Genomic DNA, 23,163 nt, shown 5'->3' with positions numbered 1-23,163 from the left:
CTCATATTTTTAAGCAAAGGGCTCGTTCACAAATAATCTATTTCACTATTTGTGAACTACCACTTGTGCCGTGTCCTTTTGCTGTAGAATCGCATTAACGGGCGGAGGCTAAAAGCTAACGTTCACCGGCTGTTTTGCAGCTTCATCTGCGCCTTCAAGCTCAAAGAATTCCATTTTTCCGAATTTGAATGTCTTGGCAATCACATTTCCGGGAAAAACATCAATAGCAATATTCAAGTCGCGCACATTGCCGTTGTAGAACCTTCGAGCGGCCTGGATTTTATTTTCCGTATCGGAAAGCTCGTTTTGAAGCGAGAGAAAGTTCTGATTGGCTTTCAAATCCGGATACGCTTCGGCAACCGCGAAAAGCGACTTCAGAGCGCCGGAGAGCATATTTTCATTTTTTGCTTTGTCTTCCGGATTCGTAGCCCCCATCGCCGCCGCTCGCGCCTTAGTAACATTTTCAAAAGCGGAAGACTCATGGGTGGCATAGCCCTTGACCGTGTTCACCAAATTGGGAATGAGGTCGTAACGACGCTTTAACTGGACATCGATATCGGACCATGCTTCTTTCGTTCGATGAATAAGAGAAATAAACTTATTGTAAGCAAATACGGCCCACAATATAAAAACGACGATTATACCGAGAATAATGTATAGCATATTAAATAATCTAAATAATAATTTCTAATTTTTTTGTTCAAGAAGAGCGACTTTTTTCTCTATTGAAACAACATACTCTGCATTTGCCTTCTTAGGAAGGGTTGTTTTTATTTCTCCGATATCTTTTTTGACAATCTTCATGTCACCCTTGAGGACGCCTACATCCTCTTTAAGAACACCTACATCTTCCTTAAGGATACCGACGTCTTCTTTGAGAACCCCTACATCTTTTTTAAGAACACCTACATCTTCCTTAAGGATACCGACGTCTTCTTTGAGAACCCCTACATCTTTTTTAAGAACACCTACATCTTCCTTCAGAACACTCATATCCTCCTTAAGAATAGTAACATCCACTTTAAGTTCTCCAATTATTTCGGTGTGAGAATCAACTGTACCTTGAATCTTGTCAATCTTTAAATTAAGGCCTGTAAATTGCTCTGAAATGCCCTTAACTTGGTCTCTAAAATCTTCTGAAACTGCTCCAATGTATCGTTTTACCTCATCAGTTGTATATTTTTCTTTTGGAAGTTTCTTTTTCATAATTATTCAGAATATCCCAATAATACAAGAGAGAGGTCAGCAACAAACGCCCAAAGTCACTTGCAGGGGAAATTTTCTTTTTCCTAACAGCTAATAGCTAATAGCTATCCGTAATTACATCGTCGATTTAATAGAGGCAATTTTCGCCTTATCTACAGATTCTCCAAGATCTTTGACCGTGGTTTCGAGGTCATTCATCTCTTTATCAACAAATGCCATATCTTCGTCTAAATCTTTTTCTATCTTTGTGAGGTCGCGGGAAAGCTCCTCGGTTGCAGAATCAATTTCTTTTTGGTCATCTGCCGTCATTGGAACGCTTTCGTCGGAGTCAATGTCTTCCTGAATAATATCTTTAATTTGCTCGCTGGTTTCTGAATCGAGGTCATGGTCGGCAAGCAAGGCAAAAATTTTCTGCTTTCTCTCCTCGTTCATTTTGCTCGCTTTTATTTTTTCGATAAAATTTTGTTTGTCCATATGTATAGATGATTAAGCTCTCTGCGTTGATAATGCTCCCAAGAGCCCGATCTTTTCTTGCAGATCTTCTCTTTGTTCTCGGAGTCTTTGAGCTCGTTCAGAATTTGCGGATTCCGCTTTTTCAACTTGGCCGTACTGCTCAAGAAGGCGGTTCATTCTAATCGCGTTCATTTTTTCTCGAAAGGCATCTTTCCTTTTCATTATTTCAAAGCGAGCCGCAGCCATGGCGTTTTCTCCAAAGCCTACAATTTTATCATATCGGTTTTTTACACCGTCTTTGACTTTGGTCAGCCCTTCCACAGTTTTCTCTTTTGCATAAAAAGCCACATCTTTCCCAAGCTCAACCTTATCTTTTGCAAATTCCTTTACCTGTTCACCTTTATGCTTAACCCATTCTTCCGCTTCCGCGCCTTTTTTCCCAAGATACTCGCCCGTCTCATATGCCTTTCTGCTCGTCCATTCATCTGCAACTTGCGCTCCTTTTTTTGCTAAGACGTCCGCAGAAAGTGTCGCGGCAACCGCCTCACCCCCGAACGATTTTGTCCGTGACCAAAAACGGGATACGGTTCCTCCAACTCGACTGGCAAGTGCAATCGCCTGTTCCTTTTTTCTGGAGAAAAAACCCCCTATTGACGCCATACGTTCTCTTCCCTTTGCAAATGGATTTTCAGCAGATTTTGAACTTTCCACTTTTTTTCCTTCACCACCTGTCGCGGACTCCGCCCCTGCGTGCTCCGCATGTAACTTTTCGTGCTTCATAAAAAATAGAGCTTAGATTACTAATGCGATGATTATATAACACTAACAATTCCCCCGCAAACGCCGAATACCTGTAACGCAAAACGTGTAACGTGAAGCGTCAGAAAAGAAAATTTCTCCCCTTCTTACGTTACAAGTTACACGTTACACTCTTTTAGTATCCTCCCATGTCTGGCGCTCCTCCCCCCGAGGGCTTCTCCTCTTTCGGTTCGTCCGCAATAGCCACTTCCGTCGTAAGAAGAATCGCCGCGGCAGATGCGGCATTTTGAATTCCGCTACGAGTTACTTTCACAGGGTCAATAATTCCCGCAAGAAGCATGTCGGGGATTAACTCATGCGTAAGCGCGTTGTATCCGCTGTTTCCCTTTGACTTTCGAACCCTCTCCACAATAACCGCCCCGTCTTCTTTGCCGGCGTTCACTGCAATCTGTTTCAATGGCGCTTCCAAGGCTTTCAGCACGATGTTAAATCCGACTTCGCTTTCGCTTTCCATAATTCCTCCGTCCGTGGTTTTCCTAGAAGCATCGCTTCTTACTTTCTCCGCCGCCCGAATGAGGGCTGACCCTCCGCCGATGACAATTCCCTCTTCGATTGCAGCCTTTGTGGCATTCACCGCGTCCTCAATCTTCAACTTCAAATATTTCATCTCGGTCTCCGTGGCCGCTCCCACCCGAATGACCGCCACTCCGCCCGAGAGCTTGGCAATTCTTTCCTCAAGTTTTTCTTTATCAAATTTTGAATCGGTATTCTTGAGCTCGGTACGAAGCTGAGAAACTCTCTTCTCGATATCCGATTTCTTGCCCTTGCCTCCGACGACAACTGTTTTCTCTTTGGTTGCGATGACCCGATTGGCGCGCCCGAGCACAGAAAGTTCCGCATTCTCCAATTTGGTGCCTGTTTTTTCCGAAATCACTTTTGCTCCGCAGGTAGTGGCGATATCTTCGAGCATCTCTTCTTTACTGTCTCCATATCCCGGCGCTTTGACCGCGAGAATGCTGAATGCTCCCCTGATTTTGTTCAACACGAACGTTGTAAGGGCTTCGCCGTCAACATCATCCGCAATAATCACTAATTCTTTCTTCCCGGTCTGCGCAAGTTTTTCGAGCAGGGGCAGAATTTCTTTGATTGTCGAAATTTTCTTGTCCGTTATCAAAATGTTCGCGTCGGAATACTCCGCCTCCATTCGCTCCGCGTTCGTAATCATGTAGGGAGAAACATATCCTTTGTCGAACTCCATTCCTTCAACTACTTCGGAGTCCACGCCCGTCGTCTGCGACTCCTCCACCGTGACCACACCGTCCTTGCCCACTTTGTCGATCGTGTCTCCGATGATTTTTCCGATTTCCTCCGACTCCGACGAAATACTTGCAACCTGCCGAATCTCATCCTTCGTCGCAATCGGCTTGGCAATAGCCCGAAGAGCTTTCACCACTTCCGCCGACGCTTTTTCAATTCCAATCCGAATGCCCATGGCGTTCACTCCCATCGTGGCATGACGCATTCCTTCGGCTACAATTGCCTGCATGAGAATTACGGACGTAGTTGTGCCGTCTCCCGCCATGTCGTTCGTCTTTTGCGCGACTTCCTTCACTATTTCCGCTCCCATGTTTTCAAACTTGTCGGAAAGAGAAATCTCTTTTGCGATAGATACTCCATCGTTTGTGATGGTTGGCGCTCCGTAGCCCTTATCCAAGACGACATTTCTTCCGCGAGGACCGATGGTGATTCTCACAGCGTCTGCCACCTTATCAACTCCTGCTTTCAGACGTTTCCGCGCGTCTTCGTTGTATAGTATTTGTTTAGACATATTTTAAAAAATTCGAAATCAGAAATTCGAAATCCGAAAAATAGTTAAATACAAAAAAGATGAGACGAAGATTTTTTGATTTAGAATTTTTTGATTTTTTCGAATTTCGTGCTTCGTATTTCGTGCTTATTTAATGACTGCCAATATATTTTCCTCCTTAATAATATAATACTCCTCGCCCTCAACTTTCACCTCATCAAATCCGTATTTGGAAAACAATACTTTATCGCCAATTTTTACTTTTACTGGCACAAGTTTTCCATTGTCGTCCGTTTTTCCTTCACCAACCGCTACTACTCTCCCTTGTTCCGGCTTTTCTTTCTCAACTGTGTCAGGAATGATAATGCCCGATGTGCTTTTCTTTTCATCTGCCGAAATCGGCTTCAAAAGCACTCGGTCAGCAAGTGGGCGGACAGCTATCTTTGGCTCGCTCACCTTTTCTGCTTTTACCATTTTTTCTTTGGCTACTTTTTTGGGCATAGAAATAAAAATATGTAACGTGTAACGTCTGAAAAAAAGGGAAGAATCTTTATCCCTCGTTTTTACGATACATGTTACATGCTACACGTTTCGTGATTAATAGCCTTAATTATAGGCATTTTTTGGCTTTCTTCAACTTGACAAAATCTACCACACGTGATAACGTAAAATTCGTTTTGCTCGTTCGAAAACATCAGCCCAACAACCCTGGCTCAATCAAAAGAGACCAGCTTACTAATGGAAACGGAGGAATTATGACGGACAACAAAGTAACAGTGAATGCGGAATGCAGAGATTGCGGAGGAACTGGTATTTACTCGAGCTCGGCAGCTCTCCCGACCGGTTCTGGCATCATCTGCAAGGATTGTGGAGGAAGTGGCAAGCGAGTTATCAGCTTCACCTCGTTCACTCATCGCAAGGAACGGACAGACATTCAGACCGTCTTCTTGGAGCGATGCGGGTCAGCTGCAATCACTTATTCTGAATTTCTGGTACGCCCCACCTTGGCGACCTAATCAAAAGTGAAGGGAAAGCAAATATGTCGCAAGAAATATTTTCCGTTGCCGATGATGTGGAATGCCTGGTCGGATGGGATGTTCCGATGCAAACTTTCTTCGGTCAAGTTTATCGGGTGGATGAAAAGGGTGAACGTGCAGAAGATGAGCCGATTCTCTGGGTTGGGAAAAAACCTGAAGCAATCCGGACGGTGGATCATCTGCAAGAACTACTACGTCCTCGTACGGTCATTCCTCCAGTGATCCGCAGAAGACTCTTCGAGATTGAGATCGATTGATGTCAACCGCCCGAGCACCCTAGCTCCGGCGGTTTTTTTCTTGAATCATGAATCTGGATTCGAGCACAGCCCGAGATTTGCTTCAAATCTCGGGCTGTGCTATTCTTCTTGGTAATGAATACCCTCTCGGCAATTCTTCCATACATACAAATCGCTTTGTCTGTGCTTCTCGTCGTGGGCGTTCTCCTCCAGCAATCGAGTTCCGGTCTCGGTGGCGCTTTCGGAGAAGCAAACAATATGAGCGGATTCCATACCAAGCGCGGATTTGAAAAAACTCTTTTCAATGGAACAATCATTATTGGTATTCTTTTTGCAGTGAGCGCCTTTGTAGCTTTGCTCATATAACCTGCGTAGTTGGCGAATTTCTTCGTCGCCAGCCCGTCCGAACGGATTCCCGCCAGAATGACTCTGTCGGGCTGGCATCCGGGCGGACTCCGTATACTCCCGCGCAGTAGATCGCACTACAGCTTGGTCGCATTACTCGCTGGCTCCTTGAACTTCATCCAACTACTCAGGTTCTATCAAAAATACAATTCTCTCCGCATCTTTCGCATCTTTTTTTGGCTTTTCTCTTTCTTCTTTACACTTTATAACTATCTTCAATGCCTCCTCCAATCGAATCCGAATCAAATTCACTATCTCTAAGCAAGACAATACTAAAGTCTTTCTCAATTACCGAGAAGGTCATTTTCGCGCTTGCCTCAATCACCCTTACGTTAAGCGCGCTTGCCCTTCTTTGGCAGGTAAATGAAAATTTCGTTGTTACTGTTCCCGCAAGAGGAGGCACGCTCGTCGAAGGGGTAGTGGGTTTTCCCCGTCTTGTGAATCCCCTTCTCTCGTATACAAATGCAGGTGAAGACATGGGAGCCTTGATTTACTCCGGCCTTTTGAAAGCCGCTCCCGATGGCACGCTTATAAACGACCTGGCAAAAGAATATACGATTTCAGAAAATGGACTTACGTATACCTTTGTGCTCAAAGACAATATCTTTTTCCATGACGGGAAGCCGGTGACGACGGATGACATCGAGTTCACCATTAAAAAAGCAGTTGACCCGGCCTTAAAAAGCGCCGAGAGGGTGAAATGGGAAGGCGTCACCATAGAAAAAGTGGACAAAAAAACAATCAAATTCACTTTGAAAAATCCCTACACCCCGTTTCTTGAAAATATGACGTTGGGAATCTTGCCGGAACATATCTGGAAAAACGCCGACCTAGACCAGTTTACTTTCAGCCAGTTTAATACCGAGCCGGTGGGTTCTGGGCCCTACAAAGTGAAAAGTCTGAAAAGAAATGAAGAAGGTATTCCCCTTTATTACAAACTGGAAGCATTCGACAAGTATGCGCTCGGAGAACCCCTAATAAAAAATATCATTCTCAAATTTTACACGACAGAAGCCGATCTCCTGGTAGCTTACAAAAGAGGAGAAATCGATACCGCAAATGCCATCTCCGGCGAGAATGCCTCGCTCATAGTGTCAAAAGACGCGGAGATTCACAAATCTCCCCTGCCCCGCGTATTCGGAATTTTTTTCAACCAGAATCAGTCGGAAATTTTAGCGGACATCAAAGTTCGGGAGGCGCTCAACCTTGCGCTTGATAGAGATGAAATCGTAGCGAAAGTACTTCATGGATTTGGAGACGCCATAGAGGGACCTATTCCCCCGGGACTTATTCCGGATTCTCAAATTTTGCCCCAGACGAAAGATGATATTGAGTCGAGAACTGAAAAAGCGAATAAAATTCTCACCATCGCGGGGTGGAGTAAAAACGCAAGCGGTATTTTAGAAAAGAAGGACAAAGATGGAGCTTCCACCCCACTTGCGTTCAGCATATCCACCGCAAACACTCCCGAACTTGCGCAAACCGCAGAACTGGTCAAGGAGCAATGGAGAAAAATTGGCGTAGAGGTGACCGTCAAGGTCTTTGACCAGGGAGATTTCAATCAGACCATTTTGAGACCGAGAAAATATGAGGCGCTTCTTTTCGGAGAAATCGTCGGGAGGGATTTGGACCTTTATCCTTTCTGGCATTCGGCAGAGAGAAACGACCCTGGGTTGAATATCGCTCTTTACGCGAACAGCAAAGTCGACAAGGCTCTCTCCGAGGCTCGCACCACTTTGGACCGCACTGGGAGACTCGCTGAACTCAACGTCGTGCAACAGGAAATCAGCAAGGACCTCCCCGCATTGTTTCTGTATTCGCCCGAATATATTTACATCCTTCCCAAAAGGGTAAAAAATTTCAAGATGAAGGAAATCGTAAGGCCGGAGGAGAGATTTGTGAACGTGTACGAATGGTATATAAATGAAGATAAAGTGTGGAAAGTTTTCGCTCGATAAAATCACTAAAAAACTACTAATTAATAACAAAGCAAGCACGAAACACGAAATTCGAAAAAAACGAGAAATTCTAAATTCAAAACTTTACTTTTTTTTTGACTTTGTTTTTTCGGATTTCGAATTTTACTAACTATATGGAAAAAAATATTCAACGAAACGAAAGACCAGGAGAGGCTAGGAGAGGAGGATTCGCGGAAGGAGCTCAACGTGGAAGAGGGGTAAGACGCCCGCATCCCGCGGGTCCTCCCAAAAGAAACCCGCTGTTCGGCTCGCATTCGGAAACGCATGCCCCAAAAAAGTCCCGAATGTCGGCGGACAAAAGATTTCACCGTACAAGACCTCTGATTCGGCCCAAGGCGGATGACCTCATTCCCCCAATAGGTAACGACGTCATACGCATCATTCCCTTAGGCGGAGTGGAAGAAGTGGGAAAAAACATGACAATCGTCGAGTACAAAGACGACATCATCATCCTAGACGCCGGCTTCCAATTTAAAGAAGAGGCGACGCCGGGAATTGACTACATTCTCCCCAATACGAGATATCTGGAAGAGCGGAAGCATAAAATCCGCGCTCTTGTCATCACTCACGGACACCTCGACCACGTCGGAGGCATCCCCTACATCATGGACAGAATCGGCAATCCCCCCCTCTACACCCGCAACCTGACCGCCATCATGATTCAAAAGAGACAGCAAGAATTCCCGCACTTGCCACCCCTAAACATTCAGATCGTGGAGAAAGAAGATCGGGTGCGTATAGGAGGCATGCTCGTCCGATTCTTTGCAGTAACCCACACGATTCCCGACTCAATGGGTATCATTATTGAAACTCCATACGGCTCTATCGTGAACCCGGGCGATTTCAAACTGGATCACGTAAACGGAGTGCCGACCGACCAAGAAGAGGAAGAATACAAAATCTTTGAAAAAGAAAAAACGCTTTTATTCATGACCGACTCCACGAATATCGAGAATCCGGGATTTTCAACGCCCGAAAAATTGGTTCACAAAAATCTCGAAGAAATCATAAAAAATATAAAAGGACGCCTCATTATCGGCACCTTCGCTTCTCAACTCGAGCGAATGATTAAAATCATCGAGATAGCGGAGCGTTACAATAAAAAAATCGTAGTGGAAGGCCGAAGCATGAAGACCAACATCGAGATTGCGACCCAGGCCGGCATCCTCCACGCAAAAAAAGACACCCTCATATCCTCCGAAAATATCGAGAACTATCCTCCGGACAGGATTATCGTGCTTGCCACCGGCGCTCAGGGAGAAGAATTTGCGGCTTTGATGCGAATGTCTACCCAAGGCCACAAGCACATCCGTTTCAACAAAAGAGACACCGTTCTTCTTTCTTCTTCCATCATTCCGGGCAACGAGAAAACAGTTCAGAAGCTCAAAGACAACATCGCGAGACAGGGTGCGAAAATAATCCACTACAGAACATCAGACGTATTCATCCATTCCACAGGACACGGCAATCGTGGAGAAATTGAATGGCTCCACAAAAAAATAAAGCCAAAATTCTTTATGCCGATCCACGGCAACCATTACATGCTTCGGCTCCACGCCGAGCTCGCGATGAATCTCGGAATGAAAGAGGAGAATATCGTTGTGCCGGACAATGGAACGATTGTGGAAATTCGCGATAAGGGCGAAAAATTGGTGAGACTGCCCGAAAAGGCGCCTTCAGGCATAGTTATGGTGGACGGATTTGCGATTGGCGATATTCAAGAAGTTGTCATACGAGACCGGCAGATGCTTGCACAGGACGGAATGTTCGTGATCGTCGCCACGATTGATGTTTCAACGGGAAAACTTCGCAAATCCCCGGACCTGATTTCTCGCGGATTCGTTTATCTTCGGGAATCCCAAGAACTTCTGCGCCAGACCCGCTTTATCATAAGAGACACGATTGAGCAGTCGACAAAAGGGATGAACCCGATCAATTTCGACTACGTAAAAGGAAATGTCACGGATGAGGTTTCAAAGTATCTTTTTCAAAAGACAGCCAAACGACCGATTGTGATACCGGTACTTCTAGGAATATAACCCTGAAAATTTCTAATTACCAAAAATGAAATCCGAAATCCGAAGCACGAAATCCGAAAAAATCCAAAACATTTAAAAAGAATAAACGTAGAATCAAAGCATGCTTAAAATTTCTAATTTAGATATTTTTCTAGTTTCGAATTTCGGATTTCGTGCTTTTTAAAGTCCAAATTTATGTCTTTCCGCTTTTCTTTAAGAAAAAACTTGAACGGAAACCTCTTCTCCCTCTATCTTATCGGTTTTTTCTTTTCACTCCACATCGCTCTTCCCGCGTACATAAATTCGACATTTCTCTCGGGCTTTGTCACCGAGCGCTATGTGGGACTTCTGTATGCTCTCTCTTCGCTGTTAACAATCGTCTCATTCTCAATGATTCCGAGAGTACTCTCGAAGTTCGGAAACTACAAAACAGCAACTACGCTCGCAGTCGTCGGGGCAATTTCGCTGGTTATTCTTGCCACGAGTCATAACCCCTATATTGTCGAAGGCGCTTTCATTATAAATTTCGTCATCATCTCGCTCGTAAGCTTCAATATCGATATTTTTCTCGAAGAATTCTCCCCAGTCCGTTCAACGGGAAAAGTAAGAGGGACCTTTCTTACCTTCACAAATAGCGCGTGGGTTATCTCCGCTCTTTTTGCGAGCTTCATACTAGCCGCAGGCAATTATTCCAAAATATATCTTGCGAGTGCTATTTTAGCACTGCCCGTTATTGGGCTTCTCGGAAGCCAGTTTCGCAAATTCAAGGACCCGCAGTATCATACTTCCTCCTTACTTAGAACTTCGGCCGAAGTGTGGAAAAACAAAAATGTGCTTGACGTATTTCTCATGAATTTTTTGCTTCAATTTTTTTACGCGTGGATGGTGATTTACACTCCTCTCTATCTTTACGAAAATGTGGGTTTTACGTGGAGCGAAATCAGTCTCATGTTTGCCATTATGCTCCTAGCTTTTCCCATTCTTGACTGGCCTTTGGGAAGACTTGCAGACACTCGGTTTGGGGAAAAGGAAATGCTCACTATCGGATTTATCATCATGGCCATATCAACCACTCTTATCATTTTTATTCCCGGGCACAATTTTCTGCTTTGGACTTGCCTTCTTCTTGGAACTAGAATCGGCGCCGCCATGGTAGAGGTCATGAGCGAAATATATTTCTTCAAGAAAGTGCCAGACACATCTTTGAATACCTTGAGCTTCTTTAGAACTATGCGCCCGATTGCTTATCTTGGAAGTCCCATTCTCGCAACAATAGTTCTGGCTTTTTTTGACATTAAATTCCTTTTCATTTTTTTAGGAATCCTAATGCTGTATGGTCTTCGATTTTCACTTACGATGAAAGACACAAGATAATCGGAGCCGAGGTGTTAGCTTTTAGGTGTTAGGTGTAAGAAATAGTAAGAAATTTTGAGATTTTTCTTCATTGACTTACACCTAACACCTTACACCTGCAACCTTCTTCAGACTCCTTCCGCGCATTTATTATATTCCCTGACTTCGGCATTGTAGGATGCAATAAGGGTCTGCGTGTTTTTCACTAGCGTATTGTATTCATTCACGACGGCATTGTACCCCGTAACTTTTGCGTTATACTCTTTTCCCGATTTTGGCTCGGAGACATCGAGCGCATTTTTTTTCGCTTCCAAATCTTGCTCAAGAACAGTAAGACGGGCCTTATTATCTTCAATTTTCCGCTTTAGGCTCGTATCGATGGATATGCAAGAAGAAGCCGGAACTCCGAAAGTCTGCACGGCAAGCCAGGCAGTTTTTCCCTCGAATGTGCCTTTTCTGACCGCAATGCCTATGTCCTCAAAGCGTTTTGTGAGGATATTTGCTCTGTGCCCGGGGCTTGCCATCCATGCCGCCACAAGCGCGCTATCGTTAGCGAAATTCCCGAGGGCGAGATTCTCTCCGATTGCAATATAGTCATAGCCGGCGCTTTTCGCCAACTCCGGCGCGCCGATTCCCTCCGGTGAAATGTGAGCGAAAAACTGCTCGGCAAACATTTCGTCAAGTTTTTTCTCTGCGGCACTATTGAGTTTAGTATTGATTTTAAGCGGTAAAATTCCGCCAGCCACTCTTTCATTGTTGGTGTATAAAAGAACGCCGTCCCTCGAAAGTTTGGAATCAAATGACCCCCCAAAAAATTTCAAAGGAGCGGGGTTGGCAATCTTCTCCGGAATGATAGAGTCCAAAAAATCCCCCGTTATTTTCTCGACATTGCTCACTCTCGTCCCCAGAAACGACTCGCCAATGGGGAAAAATAAAATGACGACAGCAACAATTGCGACAGAGATGTAGATAATCTTTTTTTTCTTTATAGCTTTCTTCATTATATTTAGTATAACATAGGGACATATTCAATTCTTTCGATTCCTGGACGCAAGCAAAGTAGCTTGGCTCCACCAGGAATCGAAGCTTACAGCTTCAGTACCCCGATTGGATTTTTTGTTCATTCAGAAATTCCAAAAAATGCTCAATCGGGCTTCGATTCCTGGACGCAAGGTAAGTAGTTACCTTGCTTGGGAGCATAAATTTACTGCGTAAAATTTATGCTCCCACCAGGAATCGAAGCTTACAGCTTCAGTACCCCGATTGGATTTTTTGTTCATTCAGAAATTCCAAAAAATGCTCAATCGGGCTTCGATTCCTGGACGCAAGGTAAGTAGTTACCTTGCTTGGGAGCATAAATTTACTGCGTAAAATTTATGCTCCCACCAGGAATCGAACCTGGATCGCGAACTTCGGAGGCTCGCATTCGATCCATTAAACTATGGGAGCTTGAGATTGTAAATCTGCAGTTGAAAAATTTAATGAGAGGTAGAAGTTGTGGCAAATTTTACTGGAACTCGAAGCTCGTCATCCAATTCCCTTTTGTCCGATGGATTGTCTTTGTGGAAGATGAGAGTGCCCTTTTGCGTCCACGGATTCTTAAATTCTAAAGTAGACTTGAATGGCACAAATTCCGTGGTCATCCATTCGCCTTGCGCTTCCGCTATAAAAGTCGAAATACGTTTACCGCCCTCATCCAGAAGCTCTCCGCTAAAACTACCTTCAAAAAACCAATTCCCTCTCGCCTCTCCTTCTATAAGAAACGGGCTTGAAATAATTTCGTCCACTTTTGGATTGCTTACACGAATCAGATTTGATTTGTCCCCCATGGGCGTCGGAATCGGAGTCACTTTCTCGACGAACAACGTGCCGTCGCTTCCCCGGCACATGCGGGGGTAGCTCTCGAGAATAATATTTCCGGCTTTTGCGCACTCTTCAAAGCTACGAAAAACGACTTTGGAGTTGTTTTTGTAGATGAAAACACCTCCGATTACGAGGATGAGGATCACAATCAATATAATTTTGGTTCTTTTTGACATATCTAAGTAAATTCGAAGCACGAAATCCGAAATTCGAAAAATAACTAAATTCAAAATGTATAGGGAAAATGATTCGTTTTTTTATTTAGATTTTTTTCGAATTTCGAGCTTCGAATTTCGTGCTTATAAATTAGCTCCTAATTTAACTCCTTCAATCATCATAAAAAGGGGAAATTCTTTTCGCGCGCGGTTCTCGGCTTCCATTCGCGCCCCGGGCTCGCTCTTCGCATTCCCCGTCCATTCTTCAAGCCGGGAGACGACAAATCCGGCTTTCGTCAATAATTTGAAATAGGTTTGTAAAGGGCGATGAAATGAGACTGTCTTTTTGCCGTTTTTTTTGCCGGGCTCCATGTCCATCTGCGCTTTCACTTCCGACAGATAAGCATCCACTCTCCGATATTGCACTTTCACCTCTTCTTCATACCCCCAGCTCGATTTTTTGGGAATCCGGAAAGCGGGGTGGTTCAAAACAAGAAAAATTTTGCCGCCCTTTTTTAACACCCTTCCGCACTCGTCAAAAACGCCCTGCGCATTTTCAATATTTTGAATTGCCAAAATAATCGTGATTGTATCTACCGAGCCATCCGAGAGCGGTGAAAGGTCATCTGCAGACCTTGCGAAAAATTCTATAGAACTCGGTGAATTCTTCTTAGCGATTTGAATAAGTTCGGGCGCAATATCAACACCGATTACTTTGGCTTTCTTCTTAGCAAACTCGCGAGCAAAAAATCCTTCACCGCAGGCAAGGTCTAGCAAAACAGTGCCCTCTTTGATATCGAGAAGCCGAAGAATGTTCGGCAAGATAACATCACTCTGGTATGTACCTTCTCTCTGCAACAAATCGTGATACCAATCACCCACTTTTCCCCAAGAAGTGTCCATGATAGTACTTATAACCTTATGACGAATAACAGAATGACTGAATAACCAGAAAATATTCTGCGCGTCGTCCGTTATTCAGTTATCGGTCATTCAGTTATATGTTATTTCTTAGGCTTCGTCTCGAGAGCTTTCTTAATATGCTTCCACTGGTCGCGAAAATGTTTTGAGAGCTCCTCCATTTCAGTTGTGTCAACTTCTTTGAGCGCCTTGTATTTCGCTACGACTTCGTTCACGATAGTGTTGTAAATTTCCTCGTTCATCTCTTTTACGCTTTCCATCTTTTTCATCACATCCGCCTTCGCGCTCTGCATCCAGGCCTTTATTTCCTTTCGTTTTTTCTTTCTTGCATCAGAACCATACAAAAGATATGCTCCCGCAGCGGCAGCGGCCAATGTCGCAATGCCTGCTCCCATCAATATTTTTTTTCCCGCACCCATTCCACTTTCATGTTTTTTTGTCATATTAATATGATACTAATCCACGAATCCCTTCGTTGATTTGTGTTAACTTTTAATTTTACTTCTTCTTAAATACTTTTCTAAAAAAACGCATAATATGTCCGAGCTTCCATCCGTTATCTTTCACATTGCTTCGAAGCTCACCCAAGTCTTCAATCACTCTGTCGCTCTCTTCTTTGACCTTGGTTGAAATATGGTCGACACTTTTCAAAATTCGAATAGCATACACAAGCGCGACAATTAAACCTAGGGTAAGAAGGATTACTGCGATGGTGGTAATAAAAAAGAAAATGTCAGCGTGAATCAAGCTATCCATGCATTAAATATAGCACAGAATAGGTTCTATTTTGTACATTACTAGTGTCGTGTTATGTGGTATAATAATAAAAGGCACAGAAACAAACCTATGAGCACACCAGACGAATTCAAGCCCACAGAGCCTGAACCGGAGCAACAGACCTCGGAGCCATCACAGGGAGAGATTCCCGAAATCAGCTCGCGCCCTGACACTCCTGAACCGAAGGACGTTCGCTTCAACTTTAAGCAACATCGAACCCTTCCCGATATTTTGGAGTAGTCTCACGAACCAGAGCAATCTGGTTTTTTTTTATATTTAGCATTGCAATCGACACACTTGCATTTACCACTAACTCTTGTATTATATAGCTATCACCACGAAAAAGCTCCTGTAAGGCCCGTCCTTACGGGGCCTTTTTCTTTACATGGGTGTACTCAATCTTTGTTTTAGCGTCACTAAGAAAAGCGAGAAATTTTTCAGCTCGCGAGCTTTGACATGGCAGAAGAAAGATGTGTCAACCTGCCACGTTGACACAAACACCGCCTTCTTCCGAACTTGACAAGTGGTCTCATCTTTGCTACCATATCAGCAGATGAAAGCTACTAATCCGTCCAATTGGGATGGTCGTGATCCTTACGAACTTTTTCCAAGAGTTGCAACGTATGATGCCGATGTTTCACTCGAAAAGCCAATCGAGCAAGTGGATGAAGAACTGCGTGAAATCGGTCTCGATCCACAGAAACTTTCGTCAAATGCTGAAGCAGCTCTGAAAAAAGCCTTGAAAAAATAGGACTCGATTTCCCCAAATGCTTCGCTCTAGCCCGGCGAAGCATTTTTCCTAAATTTTAAACTCTACCTATCCCTCGCGAGGCTCGGGATCTCGGATTTAAAATTTTGCTAAATTTTAAACTCTACCTACCCGTTCGATTCGCTTTGTTGGCGAATCTCAGGGTGATTGAATTTAAAATATAATCTCTTACGAGATTATATTTTAAATTCAATCACATCCCCGTCTTTGACCACATATTCCTTACCTTCCGTTCGGACCAGTCCTTTTTCTCGGGCTGATGCATATCCCGCCCGTACCGAACTACCGTCCTCGGTACGTTCGGGCGAGGAACCGGCTTCGAGAAGCTTGTCCCATTCAATAACCTCGGCGCGAATAAATTTATCTTTGAAATCGCCGTGAATTGCAGTACCTGCCTCGGGTGCTGTCCAACCCCGCTTTATGGTCCACGCTCGCGTCTCGTCCTCGCCAGTCGTGAAATAGGTGATGAGATTCAAAAGTTCGTAGCCTTTTTTAATTAAATTATCAATGCCGTCATCTTTTGAGCCAAGTCCTTCCCGAAGTTCTTTTTTGTCTTTGTCTTCAATATCCTTGAGTTCATGCTCAATTCCCGCATCAACTATTACATATTTTGCTCCCGTTTTATTAAAAAAATCCATAAGCTCCTCCCATCTCGTGTCTTTTCCCCCATTCGTGGCATTCGCATTCATTTGTGGATTTGCATTATGCCTCTCATCCAAGTTAGTACCTCCGGCTTTTTTATTCAAAACATAGAGAAACGGCTTAGCGGTCAAAAGATGGAGAGACTTTAAAAACGGTTTTTCAAATTCGTCCACTGTAACTTCCGAAGCCAGCTTGCCAGCCTCGAGCATGGCAATCAATTTCTCGATAAGTTTCCCCTCGATAATCGCCTCTTTCTTCCCCGCCTTCACATCCTTGCCCAGACTTCCGCTTCTTTTGCTAACCGTCTGAAGGTCGGCGAGAATGAGTTCGAGATTTACAACTTCAATGTCCTTTAGTGGATTAATTTTCCCATCCACGTGGATAATATTTTCATCATCAAAAATCCGCACTACCTCCGCAATCGCATCAGTCTCTCTAATATTGGAAAGGAATTGATTGCCGAGCCCCTCTCCATCCGACGCTCCTTTCACCAATCCGGCAATATCCACGAACTCAAGTACGGCAGGAATCGTCTTTGCCGATTTGCTAAATTCCGAAAGTTTCCACAACCTCTCATCCGGAACAGCAACAACGCCCACCGAAGGGTCGATGGTCGCAAAAGGATAATTGGCAACAAGAACGCTCTTCCGCGTCAGCGCGTTGAACAGAGTCGACTTACCGACGTTTGGGAGTCCCACGATTCCTATACTTAATGACATTTTGAAAGCTTAACATATTGATTTTATTTAGTCTCAAAATTCAGTGATTTCAAATATTATAATTCACATTTTTAATAAAACCCCTTAATTTCCTTACCTCATTTTCTCTCTAGCTTATATATTTTTTCCCCTTCCTCACCAGCCCATTGATAAAGATAATCTCCGTCTTCAGAAATATATATGGGAATACCGAGGCTTGCAGGCTGCCCAGATACTTCATGGAAGTAGAGTTCTACAGTTTGATATGACTTTCTTTCGCCAATCATCCAAGTACCTTTTCCGTTAAGTTTTCCTGATTGATCTGCCCGCCAAAAAATTTCTCGTGGTAGGAGGCGGGCATTAAATTGTCCATTTTCATCCAAGATAAGTTCGGCCCCATTCGAATTAACCCACATACCTGCAACAGTATAGGCTCTGTGTTGAAAGTTAATATGTATCCCGTTGTATTCTTCAATCAATTTTGAAACTTTAATACCAGAATATTCTACGTAGAGAGTCTTATTGTCTATCCATCGGGTCTTAAGATCTCCAAGTCTTGCCCGAACTATTTCTTTTTCGTCCAACGTAATATATCCAACATCTTCACTAATAGCGCCACAACGCTTTTCTGTATATACTGCCTCATGCATTCCATTAGGAGATTTATAGGATCCGATAAATTCGTTATCACAAATATTTTTCCCTAGAAAATAAATACCTCCCATAATTAAAAGAATGATACCGAGAATTACCCCCATAGATATTCTTAAAATTTTAAATAAAAGTTTTTTATTCATAATTTAGATTCAATAAAGCAGGAGATAGATTATTATAAAGAAATCTGGTTTAGCAAGATGAAATGGTTATATTGAAGGAAAATAGAATGAGTTTCGTGTCGATATGTCTAGGTGTATTCACTCTATTCCGATAATTTACTTCGCCACCAATCTCACTATTCATGCGTTAACTTTGAAACTCAACTTCAAATGGGTACATCCCCATTCCACAGCTTCCTTGGAGAGTTCCGAGTATGCCTAACCCAATATCAATATCCGTGCTTCCTGATTGTGGAAGCGATTTACTTACATTCATGCTTGGAATGCGAACTGACGATGAACAGTCAAATGTGCCATTCGTGTTAAATCTCAAAATCGTCGGGATGCCCGCCTTGGCAGTACTTTTTCTCGGCTGATATCCCCCTTTAGCCCATATTTCTATAATCTGCTTGCCATCAACAATGCTTACATTATTTTCGGGAATAGCGCGAGATGGCCGAGAACTTCCACTGGTTACCCAAAAAGAACCTCCAATAATAGCACCTGAAAGCACGAGTGAAATGAGTAGTGGTTTCATAGAATAATGTAACTAAAAATTAAAAATCGGCGGAAGAAGCCCTATCACTACAAAGCTGTTAATCAGATTAAATAACGCAAACAGAATCACAATGAGTCCAGCGGACTTGAAAAAAACTCCCGCTTTTGAACTTTTTTTAATGCTGAATGAACTGACGCTAATCAATGCAAGAACTGGCAAAGTCCCCAAGGCGAAAGCGAGCATGGTGAAGCCACCTTTTAAGAAACTCCCAGTCGTGAGGGTATAGAGTTGCATGGACTGCGTGAACCCGCATGGCAAGAAGAAGGTCGCTATACCGACAAGTAGAGGCGTAAGGGCCCGCCCGACCGAGAATCCTCGGCCGTTCGGGCGGGTGTGACTCAACTTTGAGACTCCGTGAGCATGCTTTGCGATAAATTTAGGCATCGACGGCTGAAGTTTCTTTGCCCATGGAAATACATCGAGGAGATTAATTCCGAGAATAAGCATGACAATTCCGATGATCAAGCTCAGGGTAAAAGTTGCTGAAGTACTAAGAGTAAATACCGCACCGAGCGCACCAATAACTCCGCCGAGAATGAAGAATGCTACAATGCGTCCGCCATGGAACATGAGTTGAGGTTTTATCTTTTCACCTCGCTGACCCTGATGGCCATCAAGAGACCGAATGGGCTCTTTTGCAAACGTGGCGGACATCGAGAGTAGAAGGCCACCGACCACCGCCATGCAGGTTGAAAGTGACGCGATGATACCAATCACGAACGCCGTGCCGTAGGTGACATTCCCCCCACCCACCCAACTAACGATACCGATCTTTTGCAAAACAACAAACAAGACGGCGAATCCGAGCGCAATAGGTACTGCAATTTTAAAGTCCGACCATTTCTTTTCCTTGATTTGTTTTTCAACTGAAACTGTATAGCCGTGTGACTTGAGGGGGATAGTCAATTCTTCAGCGATTTGTTTAGGTGTTTTATTTCCAAAATCCCCGATTACTTCTACTGAGTTATTTTTAAGGCTCGATTTAACGTGAGTGATGTTCGGCATATCGGCTAGTTCGCTTTCGGTCATCAAAATACATGCATTGCAGTGCATACCATGCACATGAAAGGTATATTTTTGTGTTTGAGCAGTCATGTTTATTCTTGGTTTATATTACTTATACCACTCTCGATACCACGTCTGCATTTGCTGGATTTCCTGTGACTGAGAACTCTGGATATTCTTTGCGAGCTGTAGCATTTCTGGACGCTCTGTTCCGTATTCAAGCATACGAGCCATCATAATTGCCATCTGGTGATGAGGAATCATTTGCTCGATAAATTCTTTGTCAAAATCGGGTGCATTTTTTAACGCGTCAATATCCTGAGTACTTCCCATATGCATACCGCTTCCTGACATCATTCCACCGGAAAATGTAGTGCCCTGCTCCGACACGTTTGTTCCAAACCAGTCCTTGTACCAAGAACGCATTTCCTGATTTTCTGCTGTCTGCGCTGTAAGTATCGCCTTTGAAAGTGTTTTTAACTCTGGATGTGTTGCTTTTAAAAGCGCGAGATTCGCCATAGCAATGGCCCCTTCATGGTGCGGTATCATCTGCTCAATGAAGTGCTGGTCTATCGAACTGATACTAACTGTTCTTGGAGAATAATTCGTGTTTCCTCGGAACATCATTCCTTCGTACCTCATAATGGGCGTGAAGACTGTAGCAAGAAGAAGTCCTAACACAATTCCCCCGATTCCGAATAGCATTTTGTTGTTTTGATTGTTGTTCATATTGTTTTGGTTATTTTTATAATTTATTCCCCAACATACTTCACAGAATCGGCTGTAAAGTGATTTTTACAGTGGATGGCGCAAAAGTAGTATGTTTTACTTTTGTAATCTGCTGACGCTTTGATATTATTCGCATCCAGCTCCATTCCGCAGACAAGATCAATGGCCAAAGATGGATCAGTGAATTTATAGTTTTTATTATTTTTAGATTTTTTTGTTTGCATAGATTTATGAGATTTGAGGTAATAAAAGAAATCCTATGCAATGATGGACTATTTTCAAGTAGGGAAAGCCAGCGAGTAATTTTACGAGAACGAGCGATCGAACGTTCAGGATCATGCAGGACCCGCCACAAAGACAGACCGGCGGAAGTATGATCATGCTGTTTTGTATTGAAAACCCCTGTACTCAAAAGCAGAGTAACCAGAAGTAAAAAGAATAATGCGAACGACACTGGACGAGTTACGCTGAAAAATGAAATATATGCCTGAATATGATGAATTGGCATTGCTGTTATATTTTTGGAACACAGAGTATTATTAACCGCCGATGCAATACATCCGGAAGTATGATTCAATTCATGGCTCATCGAATTAAAGCCAAAAACCCCCACCATGAGGACACCGGCGAGAAGCAATAATGAGAGGTATTTTTTCATTATAGTTTTTTAGCCTTAATTCTTAGTGAGTTCGAAACTACAGATACGGAGGACATCGCCATCGCAAAACCAGCAAAAACTGGGTTCAAGAGCCAGCCAAAGATGGGGTAGAAAACTCCAGCGGCAAGCGGAATTCCGACAATGTTGTAGAAGAACGCCCAAAAGAGATTCTGCTTGATGCCACGCATGGTAATCTTTGAGAGTTTGATTGCTTTGGCGAGCTTTGAAATATCTCCACCGAGCAAAGCGATGCCTGCCGATTCTATCGCTACATCAGTCCCCGTCCCCATAGCAATACCTACATCGGCCTGCGCCAGTGCCGGAGCATCATTCACGCCATCACCTGCCATTGCGACTACATGTCCCTGCGACTGAAGTTCCTTTATCTTTGCTAATTTGTCTTGTGGCAAGACGTGGGCAATCACGTCATCGATTCCAACAAGTGACCCCATATACTTCGCAGCCTTCTCATCATCTCCAGTGAGCATGACCACCTTGATTCCAAGTGCGTGAAGATTTTTTACCGCCTCGACTGACTCTGTTTTTATCTCATCAGCGACCGTAACAAAACCGAGCACTTTATCTTTTGTCGCAAGAATGACTGGTGTTTTACCTTGTGAAGTAAATTCATTTAATTTTGTAGGTTCAAAGGAAATCTTGAGATCACTTACCAGTTTCGCATTCCCGACATAATATTCCGTGCCCTCAATTGTCCCTTTAATTCCTTTACCTGGGAGACTTTCAAAATTCGAGACATCACGGATAGGGATATTTTTTTCTTTCGCGTAATTTACAATCGCATGCGCAATCGGGTGTTCTGACTTTTTTTCAAGCGATGCAAGAATCGATACAAGTTCTTCGTTTTTTTGATCTGATAAATTTTGTATATCAACCAGTGTCGGTTTTCCAATCGTAATCGTCCCTGTCTTATCTACAATGACTGTATCAACTTTGTGGAGTTTTTCTAGAGTCGCGGCATCTTTGATAAGAATTCCTTCTTTGGCACCTTTACCAACTCCTACGATAATCGCTGTCGGAGTGGCCAATCCAAGAGCACATGGGCAAGCAATAACCAAAATGCCCACAAATGAAACGAGACCAAATGATAGGGCTTGAGAAAATCCAAGATATTGGGAACCGACAATAAGCCATGTGCCGAGGGTCAGAAACGCAATGACGAGCACGATTGGCACAAACACGGATGAAATCTTGTCCGCCAAGGCTTGAATCGGCGCTTTGCTTCCCTGCGCATCCTCAACCATTTTAATAATTTGCGCGAGCAGTGTCTCGGAGCCAACTTTCGTGGCTTTGAACGTGAATGACCCACTTGTGTTTATTGTTCCTGCCACAACACTTTCTCCAATCTTTTTTTGCGCAGGCATCGGTTCGCCGGTAACCATTGACTCATCAACGAAAGATCCTCCTTCGATAATAACTCCATCAACCGGAATTTTTGCACCGGGCTTAATGATAATCAAATCTCCATGCTTCACCTCGTTTACTGAAATCTCCACTTCTTTACCTTCGCGGACAACAAGCGCAGTCTTTGCCTGAAGATTGAGAAGTTTTTCTATAGCGTCACCTGTTTTTATTTTTGAGCGTGCTTCAAGATATTTACCAAGCGCAATAAAAGTAATAACAACAATCGTCACATCATAGTATTGATAGTCCACATTTATAAAAGGTCGCAGGGTTTCCTCAAATGCTGTGACAGTGAAACTGTATAAATATGCGACGACGGTTCCAATACCGATGAGAGTGTCCATATTTGCCTTGCCAAAGCGCAAGAAGCGATAGAGGCCAAGTAGATAGGGCTTGCCCACCACTAAAAGCATGTAAGTCGCCATGAGTGGCAAAAGATGATGAAAAAATTCCCTGACAGTAAGACCCATTTCTCCGAGAGACCCATATTGAGAAAGAATATCCCAACCCATAACAAAGATGGCGATAACGGCAATCGGAATGGCTGAAATAACTAAAAACTTTTGGCGCGTAACTTCGGCAAGTTTTTCCTTCTTGGACTGATTCAAACCAAGATGTTCGGCATGCTCATTTGGGGGCATTCCCATCTCGCTCGCGCTCGGCATCGTCGAAGTATCTTCCCCTTCCAAAACAAGAGAATACCCTAATTTTTCTATTTTTTGGGAAAGGTCATGGGCATTTGTCTTCGATTCATCAAAGGCGACCTTCACCGCTTCGGTGCCGTAGTTCGCTTCGGCAGAATGAACACCTTCCGTCTTTCTGAAAGTTTTTTCGATAATGCCGGCGCACGAGGCGCAATGCATTCCTTTTACTTTGTACGTCTTGGCTTCATTCATG

The 23,163-nt window shown here is 43.6% G+C and carries 26 protein-coding genes and 1 tRNA gene; 8 read left to right on the top strand and 19 right to left on the bottom strand.

Annotated features, from left to right (window positions below):
* Positions 1-108: 108 nt before the first annotated feature.
* From ABI430_00310 to ABI430_00285, 6 genes are all read right to left on the bottom strand, one after another.
* Positions 109-663, bottom strand: a complete 555-nt coding sequence (locus ABI430_00310; GenBank protein MEO8637329.1) for a LemA family protein — start codon at positions 661-663, stop codon at positions 109-111.
* A 24-nt stretch (positions 664-687) separates the two neighbouring features.
* Positions 688-1,206, bottom strand: a complete 519-nt coding sequence (locus ABI430_00305) for a hypothetical protein (protein ID MEO8637328.1) — start codon at positions 1,204-1,206, stop codon at positions 688-690.
* A 114-nt stretch (positions 1,207-1,320) separates the two neighbouring features.
* A complete protein-coding gene (locus tag ABI430_00300; GenBank protein MEO8637327.1) occupies positions 1,321-1,680 on the bottom strand; it encodes a hypothetical protein in 360 nt (119 codons plus the stop codon).
* Positions 1,681-1,692: 12 nt separating this feature from the next.
* A complete protein-coding gene (locus tag ABI430_00295; protein ID MEO8637326.1) occupies positions 1,693-2,439 on the bottom strand; it encodes a hypothetical protein in 747 nt (248 codons plus the stop codon).
* A 154-nt stretch (positions 2,440-2,593) separates the two neighbouring features.
* Positions 2,594-4,246: a chaperonin GroEL gene (groL, locus tag ABI430_00290; GenBank protein ID MEO8637325.1), complete on the bottom strand. Its 1,653-nt coding sequence runs from the start codon at positions 4,244-4,246 to the stop codon at positions 2,594-2,596.
* Positions 4,247-4,372: 126 nt separating this feature from the next.
* The gene (locus ABI430_00285; GenBank protein MEO8637324.1) at positions 4,373-4,666 is read right to left on the bottom strand and encodes a co-chaperone GroES; all 294 of its coding nucleotides are present in this window, start codon (positions 4,664-4,666) and stop codon (positions 4,373-4,375) included.
* Between the two features lie 182 nt (positions 4,667-4,848).
* On the opposite strand from ABI430_00285, the gene ABI430_00280 reads away from it, so the two are divergent.
* The 6 genes from ABI430_00280 (at position 4,849) to ABI430_00255 (ending at position 11,274) form a co-directional block, all read left to right on the top strand.
* The gene (locus ABI430_00280) at positions 4,849-5,241 is read left to right on the top strand and encodes a hypothetical protein (GenBank protein ID MEO8637323.1); all 393 of its coding nucleotides are present in this window, start codon (positions 4,849-4,851) and stop codon (positions 5,239-5,241) included.
* Between the two features lie 23 nt (positions 5,242-5,264).
* Positions 5,265-5,519, top strand: coding sequence for a hypothetical protein (locus ABI430_00275; GenBank protein ID MEO8637322.1), 255 nt, complete (start codon positions 5,265-5,267; stop codon positions 5,517-5,519).
* Between the two features lie 114 nt (positions 5,520-5,633).
* Positions 5,634-5,864, top strand: coding sequence for a preprotein translocase subunit SecG (gene secG / locus ABI430_00270; protein MEO8637321.1), 231 nt, complete (start codon positions 5,634-5,636; stop codon positions 5,862-5,864).
* 257 nt (positions 5,865-6,121) lie between these two features.
* Positions 6,122-7,861, top strand: a complete 1,740-nt coding sequence (locus ABI430_00265; protein ID MEO8637320.1) for an ABC transporter substrate-binding protein — start codon at positions 6,122-6,124, stop codon at positions 7,859-7,861.
* 134 nt (positions 7,862-7,995) lie between these two features.
* Positions 7,996-9,921, top strand: coding sequence for a ribonuclease J (locus tag ABI430_00260; GenBank protein MEO8637319.1), 1,926 nt, complete (start codon positions 7,996-7,998; stop codon positions 9,919-9,921).
* Between the two features lie 174 nt (positions 9,922-10,095).
* Positions 10,096-11,274 (top strand): MFS transporter, encoded by a 1,179-nt coding sequence (locus ABI430_00255; protein ID MEO8637318.1) that lies wholly within the window; start codon positions 10,096-10,098, stop codon positions 11,272-11,274.
* A gap of 107 nt (positions 11,275-11,381) precedes the next feature.
* Here ABI430_00255 and ABI430_00250 read toward each other — a convergent pair whose 3' ends face one another.
* The 6 genes from ABI430_00250 to ABI430_00225 form a co-directional block, all read right to left on the bottom strand.
* On the bottom strand, positions 11,382-12,254 hold the full coding sequence (locus ABI430_00250) for a CAP domain-containing protein (GenBank protein ID MEO8637317.1): 873 nt from the start codon (positions 12,252-12,254) through the stop codon (positions 11,382-11,384).
* 376 nt (positions 12,255-12,630) lie between these two features.
* Positions 12,631-12,702, bottom strand: a tRNA-Arg gene (locus ABI430_00245).
* A 29-nt stretch (positions 12,703-12,731) separates the two neighbouring features.
* Positions 12,732-13,292 (bottom strand): Gmad2 immunoglobulin-like domain-containing protein, encoded by a 561-nt coding sequence (locus ABI430_00240; GenBank protein ID MEO8637316.1) that lies wholly within the window; start codon positions 13,290-13,292, stop codon positions 12,732-12,734.
* A 123-nt stretch (positions 13,293-13,415) separates the two neighbouring features.
* On the bottom strand, positions 13,416-14,174 hold the full coding sequence (locus ABI430_00235; protein ID MEO8637315.1) for a class I SAM-dependent methyltransferase: 759 nt from the start codon (positions 14,172-14,174) through the stop codon (positions 13,416-13,418).
* Between the two features lie 101 nt (positions 14,175-14,275).
* A complete protein-coding gene (locus ABI430_00230) occupies positions 14,276-14,635 on the bottom strand; it encodes a hypothetical protein (GenBank protein MEO8637314.1) in 360 nt (119 codons plus the stop codon).
* A 55-nt stretch (positions 14,636-14,690) separates the two neighbouring features.
* The gene (locus ABI430_00225; protein MEO8637313.1) at positions 14,691-14,948 is read right to left on the bottom strand and encodes a hypothetical protein; all 258 of its coding nucleotides are present in this window, start codon (positions 14,946-14,948) and stop codon (positions 14,691-14,693) included.
* Between the two features lie 90 nt (positions 14,949-15,038).
* On the opposite strand from ABI430_00225, the gene ABI430_00220 reads away from it, so the two are divergent.
* Together ABI430_00220 and ABI430_00215 are read left to right on the top strand one after the other, a co-directional pair.
* The gene (locus ABI430_00220) at positions 15,039-15,209 is read left to right on the top strand and encodes a hypothetical protein (protein ID MEO8637312.1); all 171 of its coding nucleotides are present in this window, start codon (positions 15,039-15,041) and stop codon (positions 15,207-15,209) included.
* 313 nt (positions 15,210-15,522) lie between these two features.
* Entirely contained in the window at positions 15,523-15,720 is a 198-nt protein-coding gene (locus ABI430_00215) for a hypothetical protein (protein ID MEO8637311.1), read from the top strand.
* A gap of 194 nt (positions 15,721-15,914) precedes the next feature.
* Here the strand turns inward: ABI430_00215 and ychF are convergent, their stop codons facing one another.
* From ychF to ABI430_00180, 7 genes are all read right to left on the bottom strand, one after another.
* Positions 15,915-17,099, bottom strand: coding sequence for a redox-regulated ATPase YchF (gene ychF / locus ABI430_00210; GenBank protein MEO8637310.1), 1,185 nt, complete (start codon positions 17,097-17,099; stop codon positions 15,915-15,917).
* A 98-nt stretch (positions 17,100-17,197) separates the two neighbouring features.
* Positions 17,198-17,875 carry a hypothetical protein gene (locus ABI430_00205; GenBank protein ID MEO8637309.1) on the bottom strand — a complete coding sequence of 226 codons (678 nt, stop codon included), beginning with the start codon at positions 17,873-17,875 and terminating at the stop codon, positions 17,198-17,200.
* A gap of 166 nt (positions 17,876-18,041) precedes the next feature.
* Positions 18,042-18,431, bottom strand: coding sequence for a cupredoxin domain-containing protein (locus ABI430_00200; GenBank protein MEO8637308.1), 390 nt, complete (start codon positions 18,429-18,431; stop codon positions 18,042-18,044).
* 12 nt (positions 18,432-18,443) lie between these two features.
* On the bottom strand, positions 18,444-19,547 hold the full coding sequence (locus ABI430_00195) for a sulfite exporter TauE/SafE family protein (GenBank protein ID MEO8637307.1): 1,104 nt from the start codon (positions 19,545-19,547) through the stop codon (positions 18,444-18,446).
* A gap of 18 nt (positions 19,548-19,565) precedes the next feature.
* Positions 19,566-20,186 carry a DUF305 domain-containing protein gene (locus tag ABI430_00190; GenBank protein ID MEO8637306.1) on the bottom strand — a complete coding sequence of 207 codons (621 nt, stop codon included), beginning with the start codon at positions 20,184-20,186 and terminating at the stop codon, positions 19,566-19,568.
* 23 nt (positions 20,187-20,209) lie between these two features.
* Positions 20,210-20,332, bottom strand: coding sequence for a hypothetical protein (locus tag ABI430_00185; protein ID MEO8637305.1), 123 nt, complete (start codon positions 20,330-20,332; stop codon positions 20,210-20,212).
* Between the two features lie 511 nt (positions 20,333-20,843).
* Entirely contained in the window at positions 20,844-23,162 is a 2,319-nt protein-coding gene (locus ABI430_00180; GenBank protein MEO8637304.1) for a heavy metal translocating P-type ATPase, read from the bottom strand.
* Position 23,163 lies beyond the last annotated feature (1 nt).

Source organism: Candidatus Taylorbacteria bacterium (assembly GCA_039934295.1).
Taxonomy (GTDB): domain Bacteria; phylum Patescibacteriota; class Minisyncoccia; order Phycocordibacterales; family HO2-43-120; genus HO2-43-120.
This window is presented reverse-complemented; position numbering and strand designations above follow the sequence as displayed.